This is a genomic window from Polynucleobacter sp. 31A-FELB, from assembly GCF_018882405.1.
Taxonomy (GTDB): Bacteria; Pseudomonadota; Gammaproteobacteria; order Burkholderiales; family Burkholderiaceae; genus Polynucleobacter.
Window position 1 is genome coordinate 124,058 of the sequence record NZ_JACVOO010000004.1, and the last position, 26,698, is coordinate 150,755.

26 protein-coding genes are annotated in these 26,698 nt (G+C 45.8%); 15 read left to right on the forward strand and 11 right to left on the reverse strand.

Features of this window, described 5'->3' with window-relative positions:
* Nucleotides 1–127 precede the first annotated feature (127 nt).
* A complete protein-coding gene (locus tag ICN30_RS04250) occupies nt 128–1,120 on the forward strand; it encodes a YeiH family protein (protein WP_255533096.1) in 993 nt (330 codons plus the stop codon).
* Nucleotides 1,121–1,126: 6 nt separating this feature from the next.
* On the opposite strand, the gene ICN30_RS04255 is transcribed toward ICN30_RS04250, so the two are convergent.
* The 6 genes from ICN30_RS04255 to ICN30_RS04280 form a co-directional block, all read right to left on the reverse strand.
* Entirely contained in the window at nt 1,127–2,461 is a 1,335-nt protein-coding gene (locus tag ICN30_RS04255; RefSeq protein WP_216273431.1) for a sulfate adenylyltransferase subunit 1, read from the reverse strand.
* Nucleotides 2,461–3,384 (reverse strand): sulfate adenylyltransferase subunit CysD, encoded by a 924-nt coding sequence (gene cysD / locus ICN30_RS04260; RefSeq protein ID WP_216273433.1) that lies wholly within the window; start codon nt 3,382–3,384, stop codon nt 2,461–2,463. Before cysD ends, ICN30_RS04255 begins: the two co-directional genes overlap by 1 nt.
* Before the next feature lie 48 nt (nt 3,385–3,432).
* Complete coding sequence (locus ICN30_RS04265; protein WP_216273435.1) at nt 3,433–4,161, reverse strand: phosphoadenylyl-sulfate reductase; 729 nt, start codon at nt 4,159–4,161, stop codon at nt 3,433–3,435.
* Complete coding sequence (locus ICN30_RS04270; protein ID WP_216273437.1) at nt 4,158–4,952, reverse strand: sulfite exporter TauE/SafE family protein; 795 nt, start codon at nt 4,950–4,952, stop codon at nt 4,158–4,160. Before ICN30_RS04270 ends, ICN30_RS04265 begins: the two co-directional genes overlap by 4 nt.
* A 16-nt stretch (nt 4,953–4,968) precedes the next feature.
* Nucleotides 4,969–5,133 carry a hypothetical protein gene (locus ICN30_RS04275; protein ID WP_215330946.1) on the reverse strand — a complete coding sequence of 55 codons (165 nt, stop codon included), beginning with the start codon at nt 5,131–5,133 and terminating at the stop codon, nt 4,969–4,971.
* A 107-nt stretch (nt 5,134–5,240) separates the two neighbouring features.
* Nucleotides 5,241–6,017 carry a ferredoxin--NADP reductase gene (locus ICN30_RS04280; protein WP_215333516.1) on the reverse strand — a complete coding sequence of 259 codons (777 nt, stop codon included), beginning with the start codon at nt 6,015–6,017 and terminating at the stop codon, nt 5,241–5,243.
* A gap of 149 nt (nt 6,018–6,166) precedes the next feature.
* Here ICN30_RS04280 and ICN30_RS04285 point away from each other — a divergent pair, with 149 nt between their 5' ends.
* The 4 genes from ICN30_RS04285 to ICN30_RS04300 are packed head-to-tail and all read left to right on the forward strand — an operon-like array spanning nt 6,167 to nt 7,950.
* Nucleotides 6,167–6,439: a hypothetical protein gene (locus ICN30_RS04285; RefSeq protein WP_216273439.1), complete on the forward strand. Its 273-nt coding sequence runs from the start codon at nt 6,167–6,169 to the stop codon at nt 6,437–6,439.
* Nucleotides 6,440–6,479: 40 nt separating this feature from the next.
* Nucleotides 6,480–6,965 (forward strand): isoprenylcysteine carboxylmethyltransferase family protein, encoded by a 486-nt coding sequence (locus ICN30_RS04290; protein ID WP_216273441.1) that lies wholly within the window; start codon nt 6,480–6,482, stop codon nt 6,963–6,965.
* 39 nt (nt 6,966–7,004) lie between these two features.
* Complete coding sequence (locus tag ICN30_RS04295) at nt 7,005–7,487, forward strand: disulfide bond formation protein B (RefSeq protein WP_216273442.1); 483 nt, start codon at nt 7,005–7,007, stop codon at nt 7,485–7,487.
* A gap of 10 nt (nt 7,488–7,497) precedes the next feature.
* Complete coding sequence (locus tag ICN30_RS04300) at nt 7,498–7,950, forward strand: OsmC family protein (protein WP_216273444.1); 453 nt, start codon at nt 7,498–7,500, stop codon at nt 7,948–7,950.
* A gap of 84 nt (nt 7,951–8,034) precedes the next feature.
* Here the strand turns inward: ICN30_RS04300 and lysS are convergent, their stop codons facing one another.
* The 4 genes from lysS to ICN30_RS04320 form a co-directional block, all read right to left on the reverse strand.
* Nucleotides 8,035–9,585, reverse strand: coding sequence for a lysine--tRNA ligase (gene lysS / locus ICN30_RS04305; RefSeq protein ID WP_216273446.1), 1,551 nt, complete (start codon nt 9,583–9,585; stop codon nt 8,035–8,037).
* 34 nt (nt 9,586–9,619) lie between these two features.
* Nucleotides 9,620–10,724 (reverse strand): peptide chain release factor 2 gene (gene prfB / locus ICN30_RS04310; protein WP_216273448.1). Its coding sequence is split into 2 segments (ribosomal slippage): nt 9,620–10,642 and nt 10,644–10,724, totalling 1,104 coding nucleotides; the frame shifts between segments, so codons are not numbered across the junction.
* Between the two features lie 28 nt (nt 10,725–10,752).
* Nucleotides 10,753–12,498 (reverse strand): single-stranded-DNA-specific exonuclease RecJ, encoded by a 1,746-nt coding sequence (gene recJ, locus ICN30_RS04315; protein WP_216273450.1) that lies wholly within the window; start codon nt 12,496–12,498, stop codon nt 10,753–10,755.
* Nucleotides 12,495–13,454, reverse strand: coding sequence for a hypothetical protein (locus ICN30_RS04320; RefSeq protein WP_255533098.1), 960 nt, complete (start codon nt 13,452–13,454; stop codon nt 12,495–12,497). Before ICN30_RS04320 ends, recJ begins: the two co-directional genes overlap by 4 nt.
* Nucleotides 13,455–13,524: 70 nt before the next feature.
* Between ICN30_RS04320 and ICN30_RS04325 the strand changes: the two genes are divergently transcribed.
* Genes ICN30_RS04325 through ICN30_RS04350 form a run of 6 tightly spaced genes read left to right on the forward strand, consistent with a single transcriptional unit; the run spans nt 13,525 to nt 19,875 of the window.
* A complete protein-coding gene (locus ICN30_RS04325; RefSeq protein WP_216224943.1) occupies nt 13,525–14,784 on the forward strand; it encodes a lipoprotein-releasing ABC transporter permease subunit in 1,260 nt (419 codons plus the stop codon).
* Nucleotides 14,777–15,472, forward strand: a complete 696-nt coding sequence (locus ICN30_RS04330) for an ABC transporter ATP-binding protein (protein ID WP_216273454.1) — start codon at nt 14,777–14,779, stop codon at nt 15,470–15,472. The genes ICN30_RS04325 and ICN30_RS04330 overlap by 8 nt, the downstream gene beginning before the upstream one ends.
* Nucleotides 15,469–16,329 (forward strand): TatD family hydrolase, encoded by an 861-nt coding sequence (locus ICN30_RS04335; protein WP_216273456.1) that lies wholly within the window; start codon nt 15,469–15,471, stop codon nt 16,327–16,329. Before ICN30_RS04330 ends, ICN30_RS04335 begins: the two co-directional genes overlap by 4 nt.
* A gap of 4 nt (nt 16,330–16,333) precedes the next feature.
* Entirely contained in the window at nt 16,334–18,823 is a 2,490-nt protein-coding gene (locus tag ICN30_RS04340; RefSeq protein ID WP_255533099.1) for a DNA internalization-related competence protein ComEC/Rec2, read from the forward strand.
* Nucleotides 18,824–18,839: 16 nt separating this feature from the next.
* Entirely contained in the window at nt 18,840–19,175 is a 336-nt protein-coding gene (locus tag ICN30_RS04345) for a hypothetical protein (RefSeq protein ID WP_216273458.1), read from the forward strand.
* 58 nt (nt 19,176–19,233) lie between these two features.
* Nucleotides 19,234–19,875 (forward strand): DUF6803 family protein, encoded by a 642-nt coding sequence (locus tag ICN30_RS04350; RefSeq protein ID WP_216273460.1) that lies wholly within the window; start codon nt 19,234–19,236, stop codon nt 19,873–19,875.
* 62 nt (nt 19,876–19,937) lie between these two features.
* Here ICN30_RS04350 and ICN30_RS04355 read toward each other — a convergent pair whose 3' ends face one another.
* The gene (locus ICN30_RS04355) at nt 19,938–20,906 is read right to left on the reverse strand and encodes a tripartite tricarboxylate transporter substrate binding protein BugE (RefSeq protein WP_216273462.1); all 969 of its coding nucleotides are present in this window, start codon (nt 20,904–20,906) and stop codon (nt 19,938–19,940) included.
* A 399-nt stretch (nt 20,907–21,305) separates the two neighbouring features.
* Between ICN30_RS04355 and ICN30_RS04360 the strand changes: the two genes are divergently transcribed.
* The 4 genes from ICN30_RS04360 (at nt 21,306) to ICN30_RS04375 (ending at nt 26,429) form a co-directional block, all read left to right on the forward strand.
* Nucleotides 21,306–22,754, forward strand: coding sequence for an integrase family protein (locus ICN30_RS04360; RefSeq protein WP_216273464.1), 1,449 nt, complete (start codon nt 21,306–21,308; stop codon nt 22,752–22,754).
* A gap of 804 nt (nt 22,755–23,558) precedes the next feature.
* Nucleotides 23,559–24,179, forward strand: coding sequence for a hypothetical protein (locus ICN30_RS04365; protein WP_216273466.1), 621 nt, complete (start codon nt 23,559–23,561; stop codon nt 24,177–24,179).
* 132 nt (nt 24,180–24,311) lie between these two features.
* Nucleotides 24,312–24,998, forward strand: a complete 687-nt coding sequence (locus ICN30_RS04370) for a hypothetical protein (protein WP_216273468.1) — start codon at nt 24,312–24,314, stop codon at nt 24,996–24,998.
* Between the two features lie 294 nt (nt 24,999–25,292).
* Nucleotides 25,293–26,429: a linear amide C-N hydrolase gene (locus ICN30_RS04375; RefSeq protein WP_216273470.1), complete on the forward strand. Its 1,137-nt coding sequence runs from the start codon at nt 25,293–25,295 to the stop codon at nt 26,427–26,429.
* Nucleotides 26,430–26,698: the final 269 nt, after the last annotated feature.

A 26,698-nucleotide genomic window follows, 5' to 3' on the forward strand; every position in this document is an offset into this window, starting at 1 on the left:
TTGTTGTTCATTCTTTAGTAGTACCTCCATAGATTTTCTTTCAAGCCACCCTACGGGGTGGTTTTTCTTTATATCTTGACGGTCGGCAATTTTCCTGGGGGAGTGGGGAACTAGAATTCAGCTCTCAATGCTTAAGTTAATCAAAAATTATTTCCCGGGCCTCATGGTTTGCTTGATCATTGCCATGTCAACCAGCTTCCTTTCTGAAAATTATGGTGGCCCGCAACTCTTGTATGCATTGTTGATTGGCTTATCTCTACATTTTTTATATCTCAATGAAACGGTAAAGCCAGGAATCGATTTTTGCGCCAAAACAGTTTTACGTTTGGGTGTTGCATTCCTAGGTATCCGCGTTACATTTTCTGATATTGGTGCAATCGGTTTAAGCACCGGGCTCATGGTGATTTTTGCAGTTGGCGCTACAGTGTGTCTCGGATACTTCCTTGCCAAATTGCTGAAGCTATCTCCTGACTTTGGCTTGATCGCAGGCGGATCTGTTGGTATTTGTGGTGCATCTGCAGCTTTGGCCGTTGCCTCCGTGTTGCCAAAAACAAAAGAGAATGAGCGCTTTACTTTACTGGTGGTTGTTGGGGTAACTGTTCTATCTACAGCCGCAATGGTCGTCTATCCATTTACTCTACAGCTACTTGGTATTGCTGATTTACCTGCAGGCATCTTTTTAGGGGCAACCGTTCATGATGTGGCTCAGGTAGTTGCCGCAGGCATGTTGTTTGGTCCTGAGGCAGGGGACGTGGCGACAGTCGTTAAGTTGTTCCGAGTCGCACTGTTATTGCCAGTGGTTCTATTTATTTCTCTTTTCTTTGGCGCTGAAAAATCATCTCAACGTTTAGGTTGGGGTAGCTTGCGCCTAATACCAACATTCCTACTGGGATTTGTCGCTCTATCAGTCGTTGCATCCATGCAGATTTTGCCAGGCTCCGTAACCCATTCCATTGGCGGCATATCCCGCTGGATGTTAGTGATTGCAATAGCCGCTGCTGGACTAAAAACAAACTTTCAGGAGTTGGCTAAGCTGGGTTGGCAGCCGGTTGTTATGCTGGTTGTTGAGACTCTATTCATCGCCGCCATCGGACTATTCTTTATTCTCAAAATGACCTAGCTTGGACTAAGCAATGGCCTCTCGAATCATTCCGGCTGCAACAGTATGGTTTGTGGCTTCATCAATGAGGATAAATGCACCAGTGCGTTGAGATTGATTAAACAAGTCAGCAACAATAGGTTTTTGCAGCACAAAGGATACGCGACCGATTTCATTTGCTTTTAGTGGATGGGTTTCTAGTGCACGAGAAAGTGTTTGTACATCTAGCACCTGCTCAATTACTTTTACCTTGGCGCCAATCGTATTGGTAGTGTGACGCAAAGCATACTTCCGACTTAAGGAGAGTGGTTCGGTATCAAGCCAGCAAAGATCAGCAGAGATCTGCTTGCTGAGTGTTGGTGGATTGCTATCTTCAGCGCTGATAAACAAGCAACCTCTAGAAACATCGATATCTTCAGCCAGGCTAATCGCTGCGGATTCACCCGTTTGAGCGGACTCCACCTCATTGCTAGTATGTTCACGATTTGAGCGATTACCTAAGTAGATCTTAGAAACAGTTGCCTCGCGATTCTCGGGTAGAACTTTAATCTTTTGACCCACTCGAATACTGCCGGACTCAATTTGACCTAGGTAGCCGCGGAAGTCATCGGAAGCGCTGCCATCCTGACGGGCAACATATTGCACTGGAAAACGTAATCCAGTTTTTTCTGATTGAGGGCTGGTATCCAGGCTCTCAAGCCACTGAACTAATGTAGGGCCCTTGTACCAAGGCGTATCTTTGCTAGGCGTGACAACGTTGGCGCCGAGTAGAGCAGACATCGGAATCAAAGTAGGTTCAGACAAGCCAATTTTTTTGCACAAGTCTTGAATTGCTATTTTGATAGTGTGGAAAACTGTCTCATCAAAATTGAGCAAGTCCATTTTGTTCACAGCAAAAACAACATGGCGCAGACCTAGTAAATGCACAATTGCGGCATGTCGTTTAGTTTGAGCCAATAAAGTGGCGGGAGTGGTATTGAGATCTACTCGAGTAGCATCGACCAAAATCACTGCAACATCGGATTGAGATGCACCCGTAACTAGATTTCGCGTGTATTGCTCGTGACCCGGAGCGTCAGCCACAATAAACTTCCGCTTAGGAGTAGAAAAATAGCGATAAGCCACATCAATAGTGATGCCTTGTTCGCGTTCAGCTTCTAGGCCATCAGTCAGTAGCGCCAGGTCAACACCGGCATCAGAGGATGTAACACGAGCATGTTTTGTTTTGGATAAAGATTCAAGCTGATCAACCAAGATGGACTTGGTGTCATATAACAACCGACCGATTAGTGTGCTCTTGCCATCATCTACGCTGCCAGCAGTGATGAAGCGGACCACATTTTGATTTTGATTGGTAGTCATTAGAAGTAGCCTTCTTTCTTGCGGCGCTCCATAGAGGCCTCATTAGTTTGATCGTCCATGCGCGTAGCGCCACGCTCTGTAATTTCTGTAATCGCAGTTTCAGCGATGATGTCGATGGGGTTGGCGGCCGCACTAAGGACTGGGCAAGTACAACTGATATCGCCTACAGTGCGAAAACGCACGTTCAGAATCTCGCTGATATCTCCCGGTGCCTTAGGGGTGATATTGGTAACGGGGACTAGGAGACTATTCTTACGAACCACTTCGCGTTCATGGGTATAGTAAATACTTGGTAACTCTAAATTTTCACGAGCGATGTATTGCCAAATATCAAGCTCCGTCCAATTGGAGATCGGGAACACGCGCATATTTTCTCCTTGAGAAATGCGTGCGTTATATAGATTCCAGAGTTCAGGTCGTTGTGCTTTAGGATCCCATTGGCCAAATTCATCACGAAAGGAGAAGATGCGTTCTTTAGCACGAGCTTTTTCTTCATCACGGCGTGCTCCACCCATGAGGGCATCAAACTCATGCTCAGCAATCGCTTCAAGCAGAGTTACTGCCTGAGCAGCATTACGAGAATCCGTCTCTTTGCGTAAACGAACAGTACCTTTTTTGATGGAGTCTTCAACGTTACCCACGATCAGTTTGACGCCGGTTTTTTCGACTACAGAATCTCGATAGGCGATGACTTCTGGATAGTTATGCCCGGTATCAATATGCAGAATGGGGAAGGGGAGTTTTACTGGGCGATCGCCAAACTGAAAGGCTTTGCGAGCCAGGTGAAACATCACAATCGAATCTTTACCGCCAGAGAACAGCATGGCAGGATTTGCGCACTGCGCTACCACTTCGCGAATGATGTAGATCGACTCAGCTTCTAGCCAATCTAAATGGTCATCTAGTAATTTTTGTTCTTGCATTCTGTAATTCGTTCTCTGCTCAGTTTTGCTACTAAAGTACTTCAATAATTATTTATTTACGTGAAGACCGCATTCTTTACTATCACTTTGTAACCACCACCAGCGACCTGCACGAATGTCTTCACCTTGTTTCACTTGGCGCGTGCAAGGCTCGCAACCAATGCTGGGGTAGCCCTTTAAGTGCAATGGATGTACGGGTACGCCCTCTTGTTTGATATAGGTCCAAATATCAGCCTCAGTCCAATCAAATAATGGATTGAATTTAGCAATGCCACGGGCATCATCGAGTTCTTCCAAGTTCAACTCAACGCGGGTAGTTGATTGTTCGCGTCGTTGTCCAGTCAGCCATGCGTCAGCGCCAAGTAAGGCGGCATTCAAAGGCTTAATTTTGCGAGCGCCACAACAAGCTTTCTTAGCCACCTCTCCATCGTAAAAACCATTCATGCCGTATTGATCGATGAATACTTCAACATCACTTTCTTCTGGATAGGCTTGGGCAATCGAAATCCCATAGTGCTTTTCTGTAGTTTTAGTCATATCCACGGTTTCTTGATGCAGGCGACCGGTCGCTAAAGTAAATAGCTTGATATTGGCTTTGGATTGGACAATCGCATCCGTGATCACCATATCCTCAGCAGCTAAGCTCGTAGCAAAGCGAACATCAGAAAAGCGTGAAGCCATATCCAGTAAGCGCTGTTTGAGGGTTGCCGTCTTTCTGGCTAATTCAGATTCGGAGGATGCATCAGCGGGAATGGACCAAAATTCTGGGGCAATCATGAGGACACCAGCTTAATTCCAACCAAAAACAATGTTCCCGCAAGCGTTGTTCTTGTGGCTCCCTCAGACAGTACGCTGGAGAGTTTTGCGCCTAACCAAATGGCCGGCACGGAGCCAATGAGTAATCCAAACAGCAAGTCAAAATGCACGTTGCCGAGCCACCAATGCCCTAGTCCAGCCAGCGCAGTCAATGGCACGGCATAGGCAATATCAGTGCCAGCAACTTCTGATGCTTTTAAATGCGGATAGAGTAATAGGATGAGCGTTGCTCCAATTGCACCGGCACCAATTGAAGAGACCGTTACCAGGATTCCGATTACAGCGCCAACACTTATGGTTGCAGTCTTAAGAGCGGTGCCAGTAGGGAGGTAGCGGGGATTCGCTTGCACCCATTTTAAGATCTTGGATCTAAAGAGTAGAGATGCTGCCGTTAATAAAACAGATATCCCAATAGAAATGCTAATGACATGATTCCAGTCTTTTGAAACTGGGCCGACATATTTCAAAACGAGGATGGAAAGTATTGCGGTACTAATACTACCTATGCAGAGAAGGCGAACAATATCCCAGCGTACATTTCCATGAAGGCGATGCGCTGCAGTTCCAAACCCTTTGGTGATGGCTGCGAATGCTAGATCTGTTCCGACGGCGGCCGTGGGAGCAACCCCGAATATCAGCGTCAGCAATGGCGTCATCAGTGACCCGCCACCGACGCCTGTCATGCCAACCAATAGTCCAACTAGCGCGCCGGAAATAATGAAATGTGAGGAATCAAGTAAGAAGTGAAACATCAGTACACCCAATCAATTAAGCAAAGGTTTGCTCAAACTCATCGAGCTTGATGGCATTCATGAGAAACAGAATTTGACGCTGGAAGCTTTTGCGTTCCGCCACATTCTCATGTGGCAAACGATCATGTTCGCGTAATAGCTTGGTTATGATCGGGTTGTAGTGCTCACGTACGGGGGACATCCGAATTCCTTGGTAAATATCTTGTTAAGAAGAATTTACCAAGAGGGCTATATATCCACAAGGAATATATAGCGATATCTAAATTACTTTTAGCTATATAAGGCGGATTACTTTTCTACAAAAGCACGTTCAAATACGTAATCACCTAATTGGCCGAGACTGGGTGACACCTTAAAGCCTTTGGCATCGAGCATCTCGGCAGTTTCTTTGAGCATAGATGGGCTGCCACAGATCATCGCGCGATCTACCGCTGGATCTAATGGAGGCAGGCCAATATCTTTAAAGAGTTGACCAGATTCAATCGCAGTAGTTAAACGACCGGTGTGCTTAAAAGCCTCACGTGTCACTGTTGGGTAATAGATTAATTTCTCACGAATGATTTCACCGATGTATTCATCTTGAGTGAGTTCATTCTTAATGTAATCGGCATAGGCTAATTCGCTTACCAGGCGCACGCCATGAATTAGAACTACTTTTTCAAACTTCTCATAAGTATCTGGATCGCGAATGATGCTCATGAACGGCGCTAATCCTGTGCCGGTACTGAAAAGGTAAAGATGCTTTCCGGGATTTAAGTCATCAATGACTAAGGTGCCAACGGATTTTTCGCTTACCAAAATTGGATCGCCAACCTGAATCTTCTGAAGGCGAGAGGTGAGGGGGCCATCTTGAACCTTGATGCTCAAAAACTCTAAATGCTCCTCATAGTTGGGGCTTGCCACACTATAGGCACGAACTAAGGGTTTGCCTTCGACCTCTAAACCAATCATCAAAAAGTGGCCACTACGGAAACGCAGACCCTTATTTCTGGTGGTGGTGAAGCTAAATAGGGTGTCATTCCAGTGGTGAACTGTAAGGACGGTTTCGGTGTTGTAGGCTGCCATAAGTGATTAAGAGTGGGTGCAAAACCCTAATTATCCTCATTCTGAGCCTGGTTCTATATATAAAAAAGTATTTAGCTTATAAAAAGGGAGTCTTTTACTTATATCTACAAGCTCCCTATGATTCTTCCATAGCCAATTGAAAGAATCTGATGTCCACAAAGCCTACAGTCCAAAAGCCCTTGTTTCTGACCATCATCCAGATATTCCTGGGTTTAGCTCTGTTAAGTTTATCGACTCATTTGGCCTTGGAAAGCACACTTTACCTAGAGGTGCTGAATCAGAATGGTTTAAATCAATATCACGCCTTTGGACTGCTGGTTTGCCTCAGCTTCATTTCAGGGGTGTTTCTTATCGCGCAGCATGTGCTCACGCAAGACCAGGCGAGCATTGATGATCACTTTAGTCGGGCCGTGAACTACTAAAGCAAGATAGACTGTGGCCTTATCTCCATAAGGCCACAATATGAATTCATCACCCCATAAATCCATCTTCGAAAAAGGTGCGTGGTATGTGGTGGTTCAAGGCGTCTTGATTGGCCTCATCTTATTTGGACCTCAAGGATCCCATCTAGTTAGCTCAGAGCCACTAGCTTCCACTCTTCAATCCTGTGGCATTGCCATTGGCTTGCTAGCCTGTTTAATTATGGCGATTGCAGTAATTAATCTAGGAAAAAATCTCACACCCTTGCCTTGTCCCAAAGACGACGCTGTTCTGATTCAGACTGGCTTATATAGATATGTTCGTCACCCCATTTATTTCGGAGTGCTCTTGGCGGCTCTGGCCTGGCTACTCATCTTCCCCGGGGTTTATGTATTGGCGTATTCAATTTGCTTATTTCTATTGTTTGACATCAAGGCTAGGCGGGAAGAGATGTGGCTAGTTGAGCGTTTTCCTGATTACAGGGCATATCAAGCCAGAGTTAAAAAACTGATTCCGGGAATCTATTGAGACAGCGATACTGATTTTTGATTTGGTTATCATTTGCGAATGAGTCAGATCAAATACATCTTCCTCGCTTTATTTAGCCTGGGGCTAGTAATCATAGCCGTCATCCTCCAGCAAGTTGGATATCAAGGGATAAGCTTTCTGCCGTGCCCACTTTGCATTCTGCAGAGAATTGGGTACTTAGGTATCGCTATCTTTTGTTTTTTAGCTGCTAGCTTTAATCCCCTGAGAAAGCTTTTTCATGCGATGGCAGCGCTTTCAGCAGCTTACGGACTTTCGGTGGCAGGGCGCCAAGTCTGGTTGCTTTCGCACCCGGAAACCTCTTGCGGGATTGATCCACTAGAGATCTGGATTAATCAATTTCAATTGGTTCAAGGCTTGCCTTGGTTATTTAAAGCGGATGGCATATGTTCGGCAAAGTTACCGGCAATCTTAGGTTTGCAATTACCGGAGTGGTCTTTACTCTGGTTCACCTTTTTCCTATTAGTTCTTGCAGTCACCTTCTTTAAAAAATTACCTAAATAAAAGGAAGCATATGAGCGACTCCCCATCAGTTAAATTGGTGCAGCAAAGCGACTATCAATTTGCTATCTATTACAACGAAGAGCGTGACCCCATTTATGGAGACGAGCCACCACCATTAGGTAGATCTCAAGGCGCTACGCCGTCACAGTTTTTATTGGCCGGAGTGGCCAATTGCCTATCCGATTCTTTGCTATTTGCATTACGAAAGTTCAAGCAGAATCCTGAGCCAATCGAAACTAAAGCCAGTTGCGACATAGGTAGAAACGCAGAAAACCGCCTGCGTATTCTGGCAATCCAGGTAGAGATTCGTATTGGTGTACCAGGCCATACTTTAGAAAATCTTGATCGCGTATTAGCGCAATTTCAGGATTTCTGTACCGTATCTTCCAGTGTCAGCCTAGGTATTCCGGTCAATGTTACGGTAATCGATAGCGATAACACGAAGCTATATCCAGCAAGCTGAGTTATTTGAATCCGCAAAAAGAAAAAAGCCGCAGAGCTTAAATTCTGCGGCTTTTGTATTTCTAAAAAGTAGCGATTGGATCGATTACTCTTCTTCGCGACGTAAATGTGGGAAGAGAATGACATCACGAATATTTGGCGCATCAGTCAACAGCATGACTAAGCGGTCAATACCGATGCCGCAACCACCAGTCGGGGGCATGCCGTACTCAAGAGCACGAATGAAGTCATGGTCAAAGTACATTGCTTCTTCGTCACCAGCTTCTTTTTGCTCTACTTGCTTGCGGAAGCGATTGGCTTGATCTTCTGCGTCATTTAACTCTGAGAAGCCGTTGGCAATCTCGCGACCGGTAATGAATAATTCAAAACGCTCGGTAATGCCGGGGCGTGTATCAGATTCGCGGGCTAGGGGGCTTACTTCGATTGGGTAATCGATGATGTAAGTTGGCTCCCATAGATGTGACTCGGCAACCATTTCAAATAAGGCCAATTGAAGGGCGCCAATGCCAGCGTTCTTCAAAGTAGGGGAATCTGGATTCTCGCCGCCTTTTTTCAGCTCAGCGCGAATAAATGCAGCATCTTCTAATTGGGATGGCTCATAGCTCTTATTGGACTGGCCGCAATACTTCAGGATAGCTTCGGTAATAGTGAGGCGCTGGAATGGTTTGCTCAAATCCAGTTCGCGACCTTGGTGGGTCAGAACGGCGGTGCCTTGGGCGTCAATCGCTGCAGCACGAATCAAACTCTCCGTGAAATCCATCAACCAACGGTAGTCGGTATAGGCCGCATAGAACTCCATCATTGTGAATTCTGGATTGTGACGCGGGCTAACGCCTTCGTTACGGAAGTTACGGTTAATTTCAAAGACACGTTCAAAGCCACCAACTACCAAGCGCTTCAAATAAAGCTCTGGCGCAATACGCAAGAACATCTGCATATCTAAAGCATTGTGGTGTGTAATAAATGGTTTAGCTGTAGCGCCACCAGGAATCGGGTGGAGCATTGGTGTTTCGACTTCCATGAAGTCTGCATCAAGCATATGTCGACGCAAGGAAGCGATCGTATTGCTACGTGCTCTGAAAGTATTGCGACTCTCTGGATTCACAATCAAATCAACATAACGTTGACGGTACTTGGTCTCTAAATCTGAGAGGCCATGGAATTTGTCTGGAAGAGGGCGTAGAGATTTGCTTAGGAGGCGTAGATTGCTACATTCAACTGAAAGCTCGCCCTTGTTAGTTTTGAATAGATTACCTTCAGCAGAGATAAAGTCACCCATATCCCAGTGCTTAAATGCACCATGAGTATCTGCACCGCTGATTTCATCATTGATATAGAACTGAATCTGCCCGCTGCGATCTTGAATCGTCGCAAAGCTAGCTTTACCCATCACACGCTTTAGCACCATACGGCCGGCAACTTTGACATGCACCTTTTTAGCAGCCAACTCTTCTTTGGTGAGGCTGTCATAGTGAGTGTGGAGATCCGCTGCTAAGTGGGTTGGCACGAAGTCATTGGGAAAAGCTACTCCGCCTTCGCGTAACTTGGCTAATTTCTCGCGACGCTCAGCAATGATGTGATTTTCATCAACAGCTTCGGTGACAGGGGTTTGGTTGGAATTCACTTGATCGTTCATATAGAGTATTAATAACTGGAATAGGGGTAGTAAATCAAACGCCTTGTTTCAGGCTGGCTTCAATAAAGGCATCAAGATCACCATCCAATACCTTTTGTGTATTGGAGATCTCAACGTTAGTACGCAAGTCTTTAATGCGGCTTTGATCCAGTACGTAGGAGCGGATCTGATGACCCCAACCCACATCAGTTTTGCTGGCCTCAAGTTTGTCCTGTTCAGCGCGACGCTTTTGCATCTCGTGCTCATATAGACGTGACTTCAACATCGTCATCGCTTCTGCTCTATTGCGGTGTTGGCTTCGGTCGTTCTGACACTGAACCACGATTCCGGTTGGAAGGTGGGTCAAGCGAACGGCAGAGTCGGTCTTGTTAATGTGCTGACCACCCGCACCAGAGGCGCGATAGGTATCCGTACGGATATCAGCTGGATTAACGTCAATCTCAATCGAGTCATCAATCTCTGGATACACATAGATACTGGCAAAAGAAGTGTGGCGTCCATTGGATGAGTCAAATGGTGACTTACGTACCAAGCGGTGCACACCAGTCTCTGAACGGAGGTGGCCATAAGCGTACTCACCATCGACTTTGATAGTGGCGCTCTTGATGCCCGCAACGTCGCCATCAGATTCTTCTAAGATTTCTGTTTTGTAGCCTTTGCGCTCGCAATACTTAAGATATTGGCGGAACAGCATGCTGGCCCAGTCGCAGGCTTCTGTTCCGCCGGCACCTGCTTGAATGTCGATAAAACAATTGCATGAATCCATCTCGTTATGGAACATGCGGCGGAACTCAAGATCATGAATGATCTTGCTGTAGCTTTCAACGTCTTGTTCGATAGCACCAATCGTTTCAAAATCACTTTCTTCTTTAGCCATATCGAATAATTCGAGGGCGCCAGTGATATTGCTATTTAAATCGGTGAGGGTGGCAACAACGCCATCGAGCAATTTCTTTTCTTTGCCGAGGGCTTGTGCTTTCTTTTGATCATCCCAGATAGTGGGATCTTCAAGAATAGAGTTAACTTCAGTAAGGCGTCGTGACTTTACTTCGAAGTCAAAGATACCCCCGAAGTGCTTGCTCACGAGTGAGCAGATCGGACAGGGTATTTGAAATAATATTGAGTTGTTCGGCTTCCATCCCCTAATTATAAGGGGGTTATTGCGACTCAACCCTCGTCGTGGGCCTCAATCATGAGTTGCACGCGTGCCTGCCCTTGGAAGCGGTCTGTCACTAGGCGATAGGCCAGTTTGGCCTTGGCGGGCAAGGGCTGAGTCCGATTGAACCAAACCCCCGTAAATGGCTTACTAGCCAGTTGACCGTCTCCAATAGGGCGAAGCTGCAAGCGCAGATGTTTTTCTTTCATGAGACTTTGCTGTCCAACTTCGAATTCCCCATAAAAAATCGGCTGAGGAAAGCCTTGGCCCCAGATTTCTTCAGCAAGAAGATCGCCTGTTTCGGGTGTGAATTCAGAAAGATCGAGTGAGCCATCATGAATGTGGCGACGCTCTAATAATTCATCGTTCAGCAATTCATTGGCTACCTGCTGAAACACCACATCAAACTTTTCAAAATCCGCTTTTCTGATGCTCAGGCCTGCTGCCATGGCATGACCGCCAAATTTGAGAATCAGGCCTGGCTCGCGTTTGGAAACAATATCTAAGGCGTCACGTAGATGAAAGCCTGTTAGAGATCTGCCGGAGCCGCGTAATTCTTCTCCACTAGCACCATCAGCGGGAGCAAACACAAGCGCAGGGCGATTAAAGCGCTCTTTCAGACGCGAGGCCACAATACCAACCACGCCTTGATGCCATTCTGGATTCCAAAGACAAATGCTCGAGCGATCGGCCATGGTGCCCGCCAATTGATCTTCGGCCAGATGGGCGAGGGCAGCTTCCTGCATGCCACCCTCAATTACACGTCGCTCGCGATTAATGCGATCAAGTTCATAAGCCAGTTCAGTAGCTTCCTCCGTCTTATCGCTCAGCAAGAGACGAATGCCTAGAGTCATATCCGCTAAGCGCCCAGCAGCATTCAGACGAGGACCAATAGCAAAACCTAAATCAAAGGTATTGGCTTTACGAGGATCTCGAACAGCCGCTTGAAATAGTGCTTGAATGCCTGACTGTGAAACCCCCGCGCGAATACGCTTTAAGCCATTGGAAACCAAAATACGATTATTGCGATCGAGTTGCGCCACATCCGCTACGGTACCCAAGGCCACAAGATCTAATAGGTTCTCAATTTTGGGTTGAGTCTCAGCAGTAAATTTTCCACGCTTACGAAGCTCAGCACGCAGAGCAACTAATAAATAGAACATCACTCCTACACCTGCAAGTGCTTTGCTTGGAAAGGTGCATCCAGGCTGATTGGGATTGACGATTGCAGTTGCTTTGGGAAGTCGATCACCTGGCAGGTGATGGTCAGTCACGATCACTTCCATACCCAGCTCACGAGCCCGGTCTACCCCAGCCTCACTAGCAATGCCGTTATCCACTGTGATGAGATATTTCGGTTTGGGGTTTTGTTGAGCTGCTAGATCCACCACCTCTGGGGTTAATCCATAGCCCATCGTAAAACGGTTTGGTACTAAGAACTGAATGGGGGTATCTACTCCACCTAACATCCTCAGACCACGGAGTGCAACGGCGCAAGCAGTAGCGCCATCGCAGTCATAGTCGGCCACTACCAGCATAGGTTCTTTGAGCTCCAGAATATCGGCTAGCAGGGTGGCAGTGCTAATGCAGTTCTTTAATTCGACTGGTGAGAGTAGTTGCTTTAGATCTAAAGAGAGTTCATCTGGTTTATCAATGCCACGGGCCGCATACAACCTAGCTAGCAACGGGTGCAGACCACTTTGCTGTAACCAGCTAGCCGTCCGCTCAGAGAAGGGGCGCTTAGAAAATACGCTCATGCTGAAATGATTTCCGACCAAGCTAAAGGTTCTGATTTTTTCCAGAATGCCCATAACTTTTTATTTAAGTCTTTAGCTGTGAAGATTCTGTGGCGAGTCTGACCATTGGGAAAATCGATGATTTCAATTTCATCTAATTCATTACTCAAAAGAGCTCTTCTTAAGTCCTCCCAAATACTTTCGGGTCGATCAATCCACGCAAAGGCATTTTGCAGTCTTGAGAAATCAATATCACTTTGCTGAGGAACTCCAAGATATTTAGCTAGACCAGCCAAAAGAGGATGACCTCCATATATCTGACTTACATTTTGAAGTGATTGAGGAATCTGAATATCTGCTAGCTTGCCAATACCGCTAATCCAAAGGGAGTTAATGCTTGGCAGTCTGCGTTGCTCGCGCTCTTCATTCACGGGATCAATGTGCCAAAGCATTTGAATTTCATTCTGGAGTTTGCGCCAGAGCTTAGCGATACCAACTTCGCTGGTATCACGCGGCATCCACCAATCAATATTGCGACCATGAGCCTGATCAATGGAGTGGGTTGCTAAGCTGGCAAATGGACCCGCTGGAATAAACCAATCACCTTGCCCCTGAAATAAGACTTTGCTGCCAAAATCCTCTTCAATAAAAGGAAGGGCGGTCTGTAGTAATTTAGAGGATTCACTTGCGGTCAGATCAATCTGACTTTGAGCCATGAGGATTAAATGATCTCGGGTGGCGTGAAAATGGACTGGCTGGAGACAGGCAATAGCTTCATTGGGATTGATTGCTAAATCACTCTGGCCCAACAGTAAGACTGGGGCTATTGGCAACCGATCTCCCAATAGAAACCGCTCATGCGGCAGTCCGCTAGGTGGCACATTCTGCTCAAACCCAGCGTCAACAGCATCTTCCCCTGACACCATCAGGGTAAAGCGTCGCGAAGCGCTTATTTGGGAGGTCAAATTAGCAGTCATTCCCCTGATTTTAGGTGGCATTTACAGAATCCATTGGTTTGCTCGTTTAATTCACTAAACTGTAGCTATGTTGAGACTTCCTATTGAGCTAGAAATTGGCCTACGCTATACCCGATCCAAGCGTCGTAAGACAGTGGGTAAGCGTGATGGTTTCCTCTCTTTTATTTCCGGAATCTCTACTGCGGGCATCGCTTTAGGCGTTGCAGCTTTGATTGTGGTTCTCTCAGTCATGAATGGCTTTCAGAAGGAAGTGCGCGACCGCATGCTGTCCGTGCTCTCCCATATTGAAATTACCGCCCCAGATGGTTTGGCTAATTGGCAGCCGATTGCGCTGAAGGTGGCTGCCCAGCCGCACGTAGTTGGTGTCGCTCCAATGGTGAGTTCACAAGGTTTATTGAGTCGCGAGAACGTCATGCGTGGCGTGGCTATTCGTGGAGTGTTGCCAAGTGAAGAGGGTAAGGTTTCTGATTTACCCAAGCAGTTTGTTGCCGGCAGTATTGAAGATCTCAAGCCAGGTGCTTTCGGCGTTGCCTTGGGTGCTCAGCTTGCCAATATTGTTGGCGCACGCGTAGGTGATCGTATTAATTTGATCGTGCCAGAAAGCGATCTCACGCCTGCAGGCGCTATGCCTAGAATGCGAACACTGCAGGTAGTTGGCATTGTGGATAGCGGCCATTATGAATACGACAGTTCTTTAGCGATCATGCATTGGAAAGATGCCGCCGCCTTGTTGCGCTTGCAAGACCCATCAGGGTTGCGTGTGAAGGTAGATGATATGCAGCGTGCCCCGGAAATTGCCGCTGAATTAGCTCAGGTTGTTCCACAGGCTTTATGGGTGAGCGATTGGTCACGCTCCAATCGAAATTGGTTTGCTGCTGTTCAGACTGAAAGAAAGATGATGTTCATCATTCTCACTTTGATCATTGCTGTAGCTGCATTTAACTTGGTCTCTACTCTGGTAATGACTGTCAATGAGAAGCAGGCAGATATTGCGATTTTAAGAACCATGGGCGCAAGCCCAGGGCTCATTCAGCGGATCTTCTTGGTGCAAGGCTTGGCGATTGGCTTATTGGGCTCACTGGCAGGCGTTGGCTTGGGTCTTCTCATTGCATTAAATATCGATGTGATCGTTCCGGCCATTGAAGCGATCTTCCGCGTGCGCTTCTTGCCACGCGATGTGTACTTTATTAGCGAGCTACCTTCAGATGTTCGTTTGTCTGATGTCGTTACGGTGGGCTTGATGGCCTTCGGCCTTTCAGTATTGGCCACTTTGTACCCAAGTCGCCGCGCGGCCCAAGTTCAGCCTGCGGAGGCATTGCGTTATGAGTAATTCCAATTCAATCATATTGAGTGCTTCAGGTCTAGCAAAGACCTATGGCAAGGGATCAACAGCGGTTGATGTCCTTAAGGAAATTGATTTACAGGTAAGCGCTTCTGAGAAGGTGGCTATCGTTGGATCCTCTGGTTCAGGTAAGAGCACCTTGCTGCATCTCTTGGGTGGCTTAGATACGCCGAGTGCAGGCACAGTGATATTGGCCGGAGAGAATCTCCATAGGTTACCCGTTAGAAAGCTGGATCAACTGCGTAACCAGAGTCTGGGATTTATTTATCAATTCCATCACCTCTTAGATGAATTTAGTGCCGTCGAAAATGTAGCCTTGCCTTTACGTATTCGTGGACTAAGTAACGAAGAGTCCATGGAGCGAGCAAATACGATGTTGCATGCGGTTGGCCTGGCAAAGCGAGTCCAGCATACCCCTGGTGAGCTATCTGGCGGCGAACGCCAACGTGTTGCAGTTGCTCGCGCATTGGTAGGTAACCCCGCTTGCGTTCTAGCGGATGAGCCAACGGGTAATCTGGATACCGAAACTGCCGACGGCGTATTTGACTTGATGTTAGATATTGCTCGTGAGCAGGGCACTGCTTTTGTCATCGTGACCCATGATCCTATTCGCGCCAAGCGTTGTGACCGGATTTTGCATTTAGAGCGCGGAGTATTAAAGACGTTTGCGCAATGAGCGATGCCGGCACAGAGCTCGCTTGGGTTGATACCCATTGCCATCTAGATGCGCCAGAGTTTGATGGCACGCTTTCGGAAATTATTACAAGTGCAGTGGATAAAGGTGTTAAAGCCATTTTGCTGCCGACAGTTCAAGCCTCCGATTGGGAGCAGGCTAAAAATTTAGCAAACCAATACGGCAATCAAATTCCAGGTTTGGTTTATACATTGGGCATTCATCCCTTGTATATCAATCAAGCCCAAGAGAGTGATATCGAGATTCTTAAAAATCAAATTGAGCAATCATTGGATGATCCGCGTTTCGTAGGTATTGGTGAGATTGGTTTGGATTATTTTGTCGAGGGCCTCGATCCTCAGCGTCAAGAGTATTTCTTTCATAGGCAGCTCGATTTAGCTCAGCAGTTCCAATTGCCAGTGATTTTGCATGTGCGCCGCTCACAAGACGCTATTCTTAAAGCTCTACGCAAAAGAAAAGTTCCCAGCGGCATAGCGCATGCTTTCAATGGCAGTCATCAGCAAGCCGAGCAATTTATTGAGCTAGGCTTCAAGCTTGGCTTTGGGGGTGCTGCAACTTACGATCGAGCATTACAGATTCGCCGTCTGCTTCAAGAGCTAGCACTAGAAAGCATCGTTACCGAAACTGATGCACCGGATATTCCGCCGGCATGGCTCAAGGAGGAGGGTGGTCAATTTAATGAGCCTGCCTTGCTTCCCAGAATTGCTCAGCAATTGGCTGACATTCGAGGCATTAGTGAAGAAGTATTTGCAAAGGCAGTTTGGCAAAATGCCATGCACGCATTGCCCCGTTGGTCATCTCTAATGACTGGCAACCCAAACCCACAATCCGCTTCCTAAGAACTTGCGCATCAATATTGCGGCGTTCATCGCCGGGGGATCGCTTCTTCTATTTTTGCCTGCCGTTCCAGAGAATTGGGCTTGGATCTGTGCAGCGACCATTGTCATTTCCCTATTTGGCATTTGCATCAATTCCGTCTCAATCCAAAATCGCTATGCGAGTAGTGCATTTCTAGCGATTTGTTGTTTCGCCTTAGGATTTGCTTGGAATGCACATTACGCTCAAGGTCGATTGGCCAATGTCCTTTCGATAGAGTATGAGAGCAAAGATCTCATTCTCGAGGGGAGGGTAAATGCTTTGCCGCAGAGCTCCCGCAGCGGTGCAAAGTTTTCATTTAAGGTAGATCAGGCCTTTTTAGGTAAAGAGCTGATTGAATCATTTCCACCGCAGGTGTATTTGAGTTGGCAGCCCGCATGGCGTAATCCTCAAGATGTGCCCGAGGTCATTCCAGGTCAGCGCTGGGAATTCAAGGTCAAGATCAAAAGGCCTTATGGATCCCTCAATCCATATACCTTTGATTTTGAGCGCTGGTCTTTTCATCAAGACTTTGGTGCTAGTGGATCTGTGCGATCTGGAAAATTAATTGCCGAGAAAGATATTCTTTTTACTGAATTCGCTTTAGCCATGGAGTATCAGCGCTGGAAATTAAGGCAAAAGATTCAACGCTTACTGCCAAAAGATGCGCGTTATGGCGGCGTGATTGCAGCGCTCGTGATGGGCGATCAGAATGCGATTGATCAAGAAGATTGGCGCGTATTTAATGCCACTGGTATTGGACATCTCATCAGCATCTCGGGTCTTCATGTAACGATGTTGGCAGGATTTGGTGCCATGCTCGCCACATTTCTATGGCGTCGTAATACTCTGCCGCTATTGATTCCCGTTGGAAAGGTTGCTGCGGCTGTGGGATTTCTGACTGCGTTTGTATACGCCTGGTTGGCAGGATTTCAGATTCCGGCACAACGAACCATGTATATGGTGGGCGTAGTTGCCTTTGCGCTTTGGTCTGGCAGGAATCCAAGATCATTTGATATTTGGTGGTGGGCGCTGGCCTTTGTGCTGCTCATCGACCCAATGGCGCCCTACACGCCAGGGTTCTGGCTTTCGTTTGGAGCGGTGGCAGCCATTTTGTATGCGATGCAAGATTCTGATGGCCTATTGGGGTTGCCTACCGGCAGGGAGCTAGAGCTTGATTGGCGACATAGAGTCATGCAAGCCCTAAGGGAGGCATGTCGAGTGCAGGCGGTTGTTACCATCGCACTTTTGCCATTGACCTTGTATTGGTTTTATCAAGTCTCGGTAGTCTCTCCGTTGGCAAATGCTGTTGCCATTCCTGTGGTGAGTTATATCGTGACGCCGCTAGCCATAGCCGGTGCTTTATTACCCGACTTCATTGGGAAATGCTTGCTGATACCAGCGCACGCCACGATGGACTACTTAGCCATCATGCTTGCTTGGATGGCGAGTTGGAAGTGGGCAATTGCCTGGTCAAGTCAGCCTGCTGGGTGGGCGGTAGCGCTATCTACGATCGGTATTGTCATAGCCATTCGTCCTGGATCCATTCGAGAGAGCTGGCCATCAAGAGTCATTGGGCTCTTATTGTGCTTAACTTTATTTATTCAACCAATAAGTAATGGCAATTTGGTAAACGGCGAGTTTCGGGCAACGGTACTCGATATCGGTCAAGGCACAGCGGTCCTAATAGAAACTAAAACAAAAAGGTTGCTATATGACACAGGACCCATTCAGGGAAAAGATAATGCTGGCCAAAGAATTATTCTGCCCTATCTAAGGGGGCGAGGAATCAATCATATTAATCGCATGGTAATTAGTCACAGTGATAGCGATCACATTGGAGGTGCTGCAAGCTTGCTCAAAGAAATTAGCTTTGATTCCATGATGGGATCCTTGCCGAGCACCAATCCTTTACTGGCTAATTTGGAAGATAGAAAGATTCCCGCTATCCCTTGTCGCTTTGGTCAGCAATGGACGTGGGATGGGGTGGAGTTTCATGTGTGGCACCCAAATGAGCTGACGGTGTTTGAGGATCAACATCCTAGAAAACCCAATGAGGTGAGTTGTGTGTTGGAAGTTCGCAATCAATCCACTTCATTCTGGTTGACGGGGGACGTGGAGAAGCAAGGTGAGGCTGAGATGGTTGAGCGATTAACTCAAGATGTCCTTAGTGATTTAAAAGATAGAACGCTGATCTTCATGGCGCCACATCACGGTAGTAAAACATCTTCTTCTCAAGAACTCTTAATGGCATTAAGTCCTGACGAAGCATTTGCACAAAATGGGTATCGCAATCGATATGGACACCCACATCCAATGGTTACCGCCCGATACCAAGGCATGGATATTCCGTTTTATCAAACGCCAAATACAGGTGCACAAGTTTGGGAATTTCGTTCCACATCAGATCCAGGGGAAGTTGAACCGCTGTTTTGGCGTCAGGATAATAGGCGTCTCTGGCATCGACAGCCTGAATAAGGCGTAAACTGAAAGTATGAAGAAATTCATCACATTTCTCTTTATCAGTATCTTCGCCAGTCAAATTAACGCTGCGATGATGCCTGTTGATTTAAGTGCAGCAACTAGTGCAGTTGCTATTTCCAGTCATGATCACTGTCAAGAGGTTGGATCGATTAGCCATAATGAAGAGGGTAAATCGAGTGCTAATGCTGGCGCTACACATTATTGTTGCGTGGTAGTGGCGATTCTGATTGCCCCATCTGATTTTTTTTCGCCCAAGCAGCTTGAGGCGTATTCGCATGTCAACACCGAATTACTTGCATCCAATATTGCTGAGTCTATTTATAAGCCTCCCAAAACTTATCTGTAATCACTTTTGATTGTGGCATCTAGATGCCTTTAGATAATTTTTGTTTTGGAGAATTGCAATGAACATGACTCACTATATGCAGTTATTGGCTGATAACCAGCCATGGAATCTGTTGATCTTTATGGCCATACCTGTAGTACTGGCTGAGACCTTGGCAATCACTGAGCTTTACATTCTGTTTACACGAAAGTTTGATGGCTTTGTTTATCACCTGAATCGTTTTTCAGGAACAACAGTGGGCTTATATTTTATTGGTGTCATCGCTTATTTAATGACTACTGCGGTACTGCCCATCACAAAAAATAATGAATGGCGCACTGCCATTGATGTGATAGCGGTAGGCAGTTATTTGATTGGCGGTTTACCTTTAATCTGGATTGCCTTACAGGAGTTTGGTTTTGTAAATAAAGCCTTGGATCAAATGGGCAAGCTCAAAATTCATGCGATCTGTGTCGCATTGTTTTTGGTATTTGGCCACATCGCCATGATTGCTGGCATGCTAGATCCTTCTCTCCTAGGCTACCAAGGTGCCAATGCTCACCAAATGGGTGCCGCTAGCAACAGCGCTGGTCATGAGTATTGTGATCCATTGATGCATGAAGGTATGAAATCAATGCATCAGCAGATGATGAATGGCGGCAATATGCCAAACGGCAATCCCAATAAAATGCCAATGAACTCACAAGGCCATTCTCACTGAGGAAGAAGTGAAGAGTGTAAAAAAACCGCCCTCGGGCGGTTTTTCATTGGGTGACTCAGAAATCACTCTAACTCTAATTTCTGCTTAGTAACTACATCTTTGTATGTCGCATACTCTGCAGCAATCTCTTTGGAGAATGCTTCTGGACCATTGACGTTAATGATGGAGCCGGTATCTTCAATACGCTTTCTCACTGCAGGGTCTAGCACGGCTTTTTGAGCGGCTGCATAAATCTTATCTACAACATCCTTAGGTAGACCTGCTGGACCCAATAGGCCATAGTAGGCCATTCTATTTGCGGGCGCTAAACCAACTTCAGAAAATGTTGGAACGTTTGGCAAGATCGCTAGACGTTTTGGTGCGGCAATCACAATTGGAATGAGTCGACCATCTTTGATGAAGGGGAGGGCAGAAGGTAAGTTATCGAACATGATGGGTACTTGACCGGCTACCACATCGATAAGGCCAGGGCCTGCGCCGCGGTAAGGGATATGAACGATAAATGTCCCAGTCAAGCTTTTGAACAACTCTGTTTGCATGTGCCCGATACCGCCGGTACCTGAACTTGCATAAGAATATTTACCAGGATTCTTTTTAATGACCTCGATAAAGGTTTTGTAATCTCGCGCTGGGAACGATGGGTTCACCACGATGACATTTGGTGTTGCAGCAATATTCGTAATTGCCGTGAAATCCTTCAGTGGGTCATATCCAATCTTCCCATTAATCGCTGGATTAGAGGCCGTAGTGGAAATCGTTGCAATACCTAATGTGTAACCATCCTTTGGCGCGCGTACTACTTCTAGAGCGCCAACAGAGCCACCACCACCTGCCTTGTTTTCGACGATTACGGATTGACCTAGTTGCTTACTTAAGGGGTCTGCCATGCTGCGAGCAATGATGTCGGTACTGCCTCCAGGGGCAAAAGGAACAATGATCTTGATGGGTTTGCTGGGATAGTTTTGGGCTATTGCACCAAAGCTAATTAAAGAGCCGCAGACCAGTGCGATCAGTTTGCTTGTTAATGTCATTGCATATTCTCCGTAAATTGCAATCCAGGTGGATTAAGCAAGAATCTTAATGCCTAGGATAGTGCGCGATGGAAGCTCTTGCAAATGGCTTCTCCCAGATTTGGGGTGTATAAGCCCTACTTTGGTGATGGGTTGGCCTAAAAAGCAAAAAGGCTTCAAAGACATAATCGCCTTGAAGCCTTCTACTTGTTTGGTTGCGGGGGCAGGATTTGAACCTACGACCTTCGGGTTATGAGACCTGTTATAAATGAAATTCAAATCAATAGAAATCAACTCTGTAATTCTATAAATAACTGATTTATTTGATTATTTTTAAAATAACTGGAATGTTTGTATTCCCATGAATTCCTAAGTTACTCCAATATAAGGTTACTATAGGGTTACTTTTTGGAGTTTAGCATGGCTAATTGGGGAAATTTCACTGCAGGACGAGTAGCAGCCTTTGGCTGCCCTGAAGGGAGATCTGATTGCTTTTATTGGGATGGGAAGGTTCCATCACTGGGAGTGAAGGTTTATGCCTCGGGTCGGAAGTCATTCATCTTTCAAACCAAAGTTTCAGGCAGAACTATCCGCATAACTATTGGCGATGTTCGAGTCTGGCCGATCGGCAAGGCGCAGGCAGAAGCAACTAAATTAAAAACACTCACGGATCAAGGTTTGGACCCTAGAGAGTTAAATAAAACTAAAAATGCCGAATCAGCTTCAAAGCGTGCCCACGAGAAAGCAAAGACGTTGTTGGTCCAGGATGCTTGGGGGGTGTATTTGGCCTATCAAAAGGACAAAATGTCACGCCCTCACATAGAGCGAGGAAAAAAATGGGGAGAGCGCCACCTCCAGGATCACGAGAGACTATCCCAAAAAGGTGGTGAATTAAAGATTAGAGGCAAAGGATTGACCAAGCAAGGTGTCCTCTATCCGATTCTGTCTATGAAGATGGGGGATATATCTGCCGATGTTTTGGTGCATTGGCAACAACAAGAGGCAAAGGAGAGGGCGAATAAGGCTCGTCAGGGCTTCGAGATGTTCCGTACTTTTTGGCGGTGGTGCGCCCAAAATCCCGAATACAAGCTCATCATTGATGCTGATGCTATTGATGCTCGGGCTTTGCGTGATGAGGTGCCAAGCCGAAAGAGCAGGCGAAATGATTCACTTGAGCGAGGGCATTTAGCTTTATGGTTTCAGGCTGTCTGTAGTCTTGAGAGCCGAAACTTTAAGAGAGGTGAGGTCGAGCGCCAATCAGGTGGAGCAAGAAATCAAAATAATCAGATTGCTAAAACTTATCTCCAAGCCCTTCTCCTTACTGGTGCGAGAAGAGAGGAAATGGCGCCTTTACGCTGGGAGGACGTCTCCTTTGAGCGTAACTCTTTATGGATTAAAGATAAGGTCGAAGGTGATAATAAGGAGGCGGGAGAGGGTCGCAGGATTCCTCTTACTCCCTACCTTAAGACATTACTGATGGCTTTACCAAAGCGCAATAAATATGTCTTTAGTTCACTCGGTTCGAATTGTGGATACATTACCGAGCCATCAAGTACACACAACCGCGCTCTAGATAAGGCCATAGCAATCTCAGCTGATTTTCCTCGGGTAACCGTGCATGGACTTAGGAGATCATTTATTTCTTTAAGTGAGTGGGTGGAAATTCCTGTGGGGGTTATTGCACAGATTGTGGGGCATAAACCAAGCGGAACAGCAGAACGACACTATAAGCACCGTCCTCTGGAGTTGCTTGAGGCTTGGCACTCGAAATATGAGAGTTGGATACTTAAAGAGGCGGGCGTTGAATTCAAAAATGATTTAGTTGCGTTGAATGAAATAGGGTCAATTAATAGCGTCGCAATAGATTGAACAATCCGTAAGGGTAATATTTTCCTAAAAGTCATTCTAGGGAATGCTGAACTCTTCTAGGTCGAATGATTAAGTTCATACTTCAGGCTTGAGCTACAGTCCCTCTACTGAATAAATACTGTCATCCCGTCCTATTCCGGATGGCTAGATGGCAATATCTTAGTAGATCACCAAATTTGGGATTTGAACGAGCGTTGATTGGTAGTGATTGGGATTTCTTTTAATTCACTCGATGAAATATTCTCTCTAGCAATATCCCAAAATTGGGATAGCATGCCCCCAAATTTGACCCCCTAATTTTTTTGAATTGCTGGGCAATTGACATTGCTCGGTCTTTTATTGGCAAGACTAAGAATCGAGTGGCAGTAATGGCCATATTGCATTTGGGTCTAATTAAAGCTAACCATCTTGTATCAATAGTGGGTTCAGCTTTGTGCGCACAAGACACTTTTTCGTAACCCCCTTACAACCCCGATGAATAGTCGCAAAGTCGTGGCCACGCTTTTTGCGACCGTCCGCAGCCCCTCAATTTCATCATGAAAGATAGGCGGATCAAATTATTTTAAGAAATAGTGCAAATTAAATTAAAGTTTTAGGAAATTATGCCGTTAAGGAGAGTATGGAGCTAGGTAAAACTCGCTCCCAAACTTTCATAAACGGGATTGGAAATTTAAAAAATGAATCAAGTTATTGGCGATAAAAAAGCGGCCCTATTAAGTAAAGACAAAAGCGCTACTAGTAATTTGATAATGCCAGATACACAAGAGAAGGGCTTAGAGCTGCCCGAATTGCTAACTACAAGTGATGCAGCAAATTATCTCAATCGAGCCCCCCAAACTCTTCGAAAGTGGGCGTGCCTCGGAATCGGCCCAATTCAACCAATTAGAATTTTTGGACGATTATCTTGGAAAAGATCTGACTTGCTGGCGCTGCTTGGGGAAAACCATGGGGGGTGATGTTAACGAGAGAGCCTACAAAAAAGATAAATTCTTGAAGCTAAGGCGCAAAAAAAGGACAGATCCATTCGTCATGATCGGCTCAGAAATATTGAATTCGAGCGCCTACAAGGACTTAAGTTATTCGGGCCGATCAATGTTGGTTGAGTTATTGCATTTCTATTCTGGCACGAATAACGGACAAATTTGGATTTCGCCAACCATGCTTGATGAGAGAGGATTTTCAAAAAATACGGCCACGCGAGCGCTTAAGGAATTGCGTGTCCATGGATTTATATATATGACAAAACGCGGCGGAAATCTGCGTGGGGGGTGTTCTTGGTTTGCATTAACTTGGTGCCCCATTGACAGGTCTGATGGGCAACATCTAGAAAACTATAGACCTAATGCTTATTTGAAATGGGCTAAAAGTCCAGCAAATAAAATCGGCATTAAAGGGAGTAGTGGGTGTATCAAATATAGATTTTAGTTGTTTGACTCTGTCGTTGTGGTCTAAGTTACTACTCGCTGATGTCGTTATGGGTTACTGCATTTAGAGCGCCGTTTTGGAGTCGATGCAGCATCATCATTTTGGGAGCAAGATTAAATGAATTATTTGGATATGAACTACGAACAAGCAAAAGAGAAAGAAGTATTTTCAATTAACTCGGAAAATAAAATTGAAGTTTGCAGCTTCAAAGATTACTTAATTAACGTGATGCAGGGAAGAAATAGTTTAGTTCCTGTGGTGGAGATAAATGACGATACTTGGTTAGAAGTTAATTATTTTGACGAAAGCAATGATCTCTATAAGGCACCTGACTTTTTTATCTGCTCAGGCCAAGTAAAAATGAAGGCATCTCAAAGTAAGGAAGCTGGCGATATGCCCCCTCAAATAACGAAAGCTAGTCGAGTATCCGTATATGACGTAGGCCAACCTATTTTTATGGATACTAAGGAGGGGTTATTTAATTACTTTTCAAATATTTGTAATACAGAATATTGGGACGAGCCTGGATTTTTAAGGTGCACCGAGACAAGAGAGGAGCAATATTCGATGATGCAAGTAGCTTTTGCGGAGGATGATCTGCATTACCAAGATTTCATACAAAAAAACAATAGACATCATAAGAACGCATTGATCCTAGCTTTAATGTTAGCTATACAGGCGCCAGATGAAGAAAGAGTTAATCGTGCTGTCGGTTTAGCTGAGCAACTAGCGAGTGGGTTGTCTGCGGCTGAAGTTGAATCAGGAAAGAGCGAAGCCCTTTTGCGCCTAGAAGCCGATGACTGGCCAAAGCTTAGTTAAAAACTAAGGATGGCGACTGAAAGTACTCAGCGCCATCTGACTGCTTTCTAGTTAATTGCAGTCCTTCAAATTAGTCCTTTTGGGGGCTCGTAAAGGTCAAAATTCGGCCAATAAGAGTCGGTTGATAGAGCGGAAGATTGAAATAATACTGGGTGCATGTGAGGGGGTCTATATTAGCTCTTGGGTTAATTGACATAAGATTGGCACCAGGTAGAACATCAATACACCTACTCAATGTGTTGAAAACTTTTTAATTAAAAGTTATTACGGTTAAAAGCCCAAAATGAATCCCATATGAAAACTAAAAATATTATCAGTCTAATCACCGTCGTATCTATTGTTTTTGCCTCATTTGGCAATGCCGTAGCCTGTACGTCACTCGTCATCATGGATGCTAGCGGCAATGGATATAAAGGCCGTACTTTGGAACTCAATATGTCAACCCCTACTGCGTTGACCTTTATGCCTGCTGGAACAAAAGTTGAGTCTGTAACCCCAGCAGGCAAGCAGGGCATGATATTTGAAACCAAATATCCCATTCTAGGTATGGCAGGCAAAGTGGTGCCAAATGCAAAACAGCCATTATTTGCAGAAGGCGCCAATGATCAGGGCTTGAGCATTTCCATGCAGTGGTTTAACAATGCGAAGGCTCCGCCAGTGGGCAAAGACGATTCAAAAATATTATCAGTCAACGACTTTAGCACTTGGATTTTGGGTAGCTTTAAAAGCGTAGCCGAGGCTAAGGCAGCTCTATTGAGCGACAACACAGAATTTTGGTTGCCGCTTGTCGCAGCATTGAGTCCAGGCCCTCTCCCGCAACATTTTGGTATTTCTGATAAAACGGGCGCATCAATAGTGGTGGAGTTTTCGAATGGCAAAAAGAATGTCTATGACAACCCTGTGACTGTATTGACGAATGACCCTTCATTTCAGTGGCATCTAGAAAACCTCAATAACTACACCTTTAATAATAAGGATAGAGGCCCTAACAAGCTAGGAAAGTTAACGGTCCAAGCGACTGGTCCTGGTGATGCTCTTCAAGGTCTACCATCAAGCGGAACCCCTGCGGGCCGTTTTGTTAAGGCTGCCTTTTATGCGAACTATGTTCGCAAGGCAAAAACACCAGATGAAGCCATTGCCGTCCTCTCTCACACAATGAATAATTTTGATATTCCTTATGATTACACCATGGACTACGTTTCCGATAAGGTAGGTTTTGGCCCAACATCAAAACCAGGATCTACAGATGTGACTCAGTGGACTGTGATGAATGATTTATCTCGCAATCTCTACTACGTTCGTAGTATTAATGCTATTAATTGGGCGGTTATTGATATGAATAAGCTTAAAGATGTTAAGCAGATGAAAACAATATCCACTTACGACGTAGATAGATCTGGTGCCGATGCTTTCACTTTGTTCTACAAGTAATCATTTGTGGTTATAAATCCTTGTGTAGGTGGTTCGATTCTGCCCCGGGCCACCAAGCAACACCAAAATCACCTATGGGTGGTTTTTTCTATAAACGACTGCTTTGGGTCTTGATTTCAACCCGTCGATGCAACACACTACAAACTGCGTAAGCGCAAGGAGTGTTGCTCATGAAACAACGACCTCGAATCTATTACACAGCTACCCAGAAGGCTTTAATGTGGGAGCGCTGGAAAAAGGGAGATTCTCTCCAGCAGATTGCCCAGTTA

Excerpts from the sequence above, each read along its gene's own strand:
- ICN30_RS04285 (WP_216273439.1), top strand. The coding sequence starts at position 6,167 with ATGTCCACAAAGCCTACAGTCCAAAAGCCCTTGTTTCTGACCATCATC.
- ICN30_RS04370 (WP_216273468.1), top strand. The coding sequence starts at position 24,312 with ATGAACTACGAACAAGCAAAAGAGAAAGAAGTATTTTCAATTAACTCG.
- ICN30_RS04345 (WP_216273458.1), top strand. The coding sequence starts at position 18,840 with ATGAAGAAATTCATCACATTTCTCTTTATCAGTATCTTCGCCAGTCAA.
- ICN30_RS04300 (WP_216273444.1), top strand. The coding sequence starts at position 7,498 with ATGAGCGACTCCCCATCAGTTAAATTGGTGCAGCAAAGCGACTATCAA.
- ICN30_RS04320 (WP_255533098.1), bottom strand. The coding sequence starts at position 13,454 with ATGACTGCTAATTTGACCTCCCAAATAAGCGCTTCGCGACGCTTTACC.
- ICN30_RS04365 (WP_216273466.1), top strand. The coding sequence starts at position 23,559 with ATGCAGCAAATTATCTCAATCGAGCCCCCCAAACTCTTCGAAAGTGGG.
- lysS (WP_216273446.1), bottom strand. The coding sequence starts at position 9,585 with ATGAACGATCAAGTGAATTCCAACCAAACCCCTGTCACCGAAGCTGTT.
- ICN30_RS04330 (WP_216273454.1), top strand. The coding sequence starts at position 14,777 with ATGAGTAATTCCAATTCAATCATATTGAGTGCTTCAGGTCTAGCAAAG.
- ICN30_RS04265 (WP_216273435.1), bottom strand. The coding sequence starts at position 4,161 with ATGATTGCCCCAGAATTTTGGTCCATTCCCGCTGATGCATCCTCCGAA.
- ICN30_RS04375 (WP_216273470.1), top strand. The coding sequence starts at position 25,293 with ATGAAAACTAAAAATATTATCAGTCTAATCACCGTCGTATCTATTGTT.
- ICN30_RS04335 (WP_216273456.1), top strand. The coding sequence starts at position 15,469 with ATGAGCGATGCCGGCACAGAGCTCGCTTGGGTTGATACCCATTGCCAT.
- ICN30_RS04360 (WP_216273464.1), top strand. The coding sequence starts at position 21,306 with ATGGCTAATTGGGGAAATTTCACTGCAGGACGAGTAGCAGCCTTTGGC.
- ICN30_RS04355 (WP_216273462.1), bottom strand. The coding sequence starts at position 20,906 with ATGACATTAACAAGCAAACTGATCGCACTGGTCTGCGGCTCTTTAATT.
- ICN30_RS04290 (WP_216273441.1), top strand. The coding sequence starts at position 6,480 with ATGAATTCATCACCCCATAAATCCATCTTCGAAAAAGGTGCGTGGTAT.
- ICN30_RS04295 (WP_216273442.1), top strand. The coding sequence starts at position 7,005 with ATGAGTCAGATCAAATACATCTTCCTCGCTTTATTTAGCCTGGGGCTA.
- recJ (WP_216273450.1), bottom strand. The coding sequence starts at position 12,498 with ATGAGCGTATTTTCTAAGCGCCCCTTCTCTGAGCGGACGGCTAGCTGG.
- ICN30_RS04280 (WP_215333516.1), bottom strand. The coding sequence starts at position 6,017 with ATGGCAGCCTACAACACCGAAACCGTCCTTACAGTTCACCACTGGAAT.
- ICN30_RS04270 (WP_216273437.1), bottom strand. The coding sequence starts at position 4,952 with ATGTTTCACTTCTTACTTGATTCCTCACATTTCATTATTTCCGGCGCG.
- ICN30_RS04350 (WP_216273460.1), top strand. The coding sequence starts at position 19,234 with ATGAACATGACTCACTATATGCAGTTATTGGCTGATAACCAGCCATGG.
- ICN30_RS04255 (WP_216273431.1), bottom strand. The coding sequence starts at position 2,461 with ATGACTACCAATCAAAATCAAAATGTGGTCCGCTTCATCACTGCTGGC.
- ICN30_RS04275 (WP_215330946.1), bottom strand. The coding sequence starts at position 5,133 with ATGTCCCCCGTACGTGAGCACTACAACCCGATCATAACCAAGCTATTA.
- cysD (WP_216273433.1), bottom strand. The coding sequence starts at position 3,384 with ATGCAAGAACAAAAATTACTAGATGACCATTTAGATTGGCTAGAAGCT.
- ICN30_RS04250 (WP_255533096.1), top strand. The coding sequence starts at position 128 with ATGCTTAAGTTAATCAAAAATTATTTCCCGGGCCTCATGGTTTGCTTG.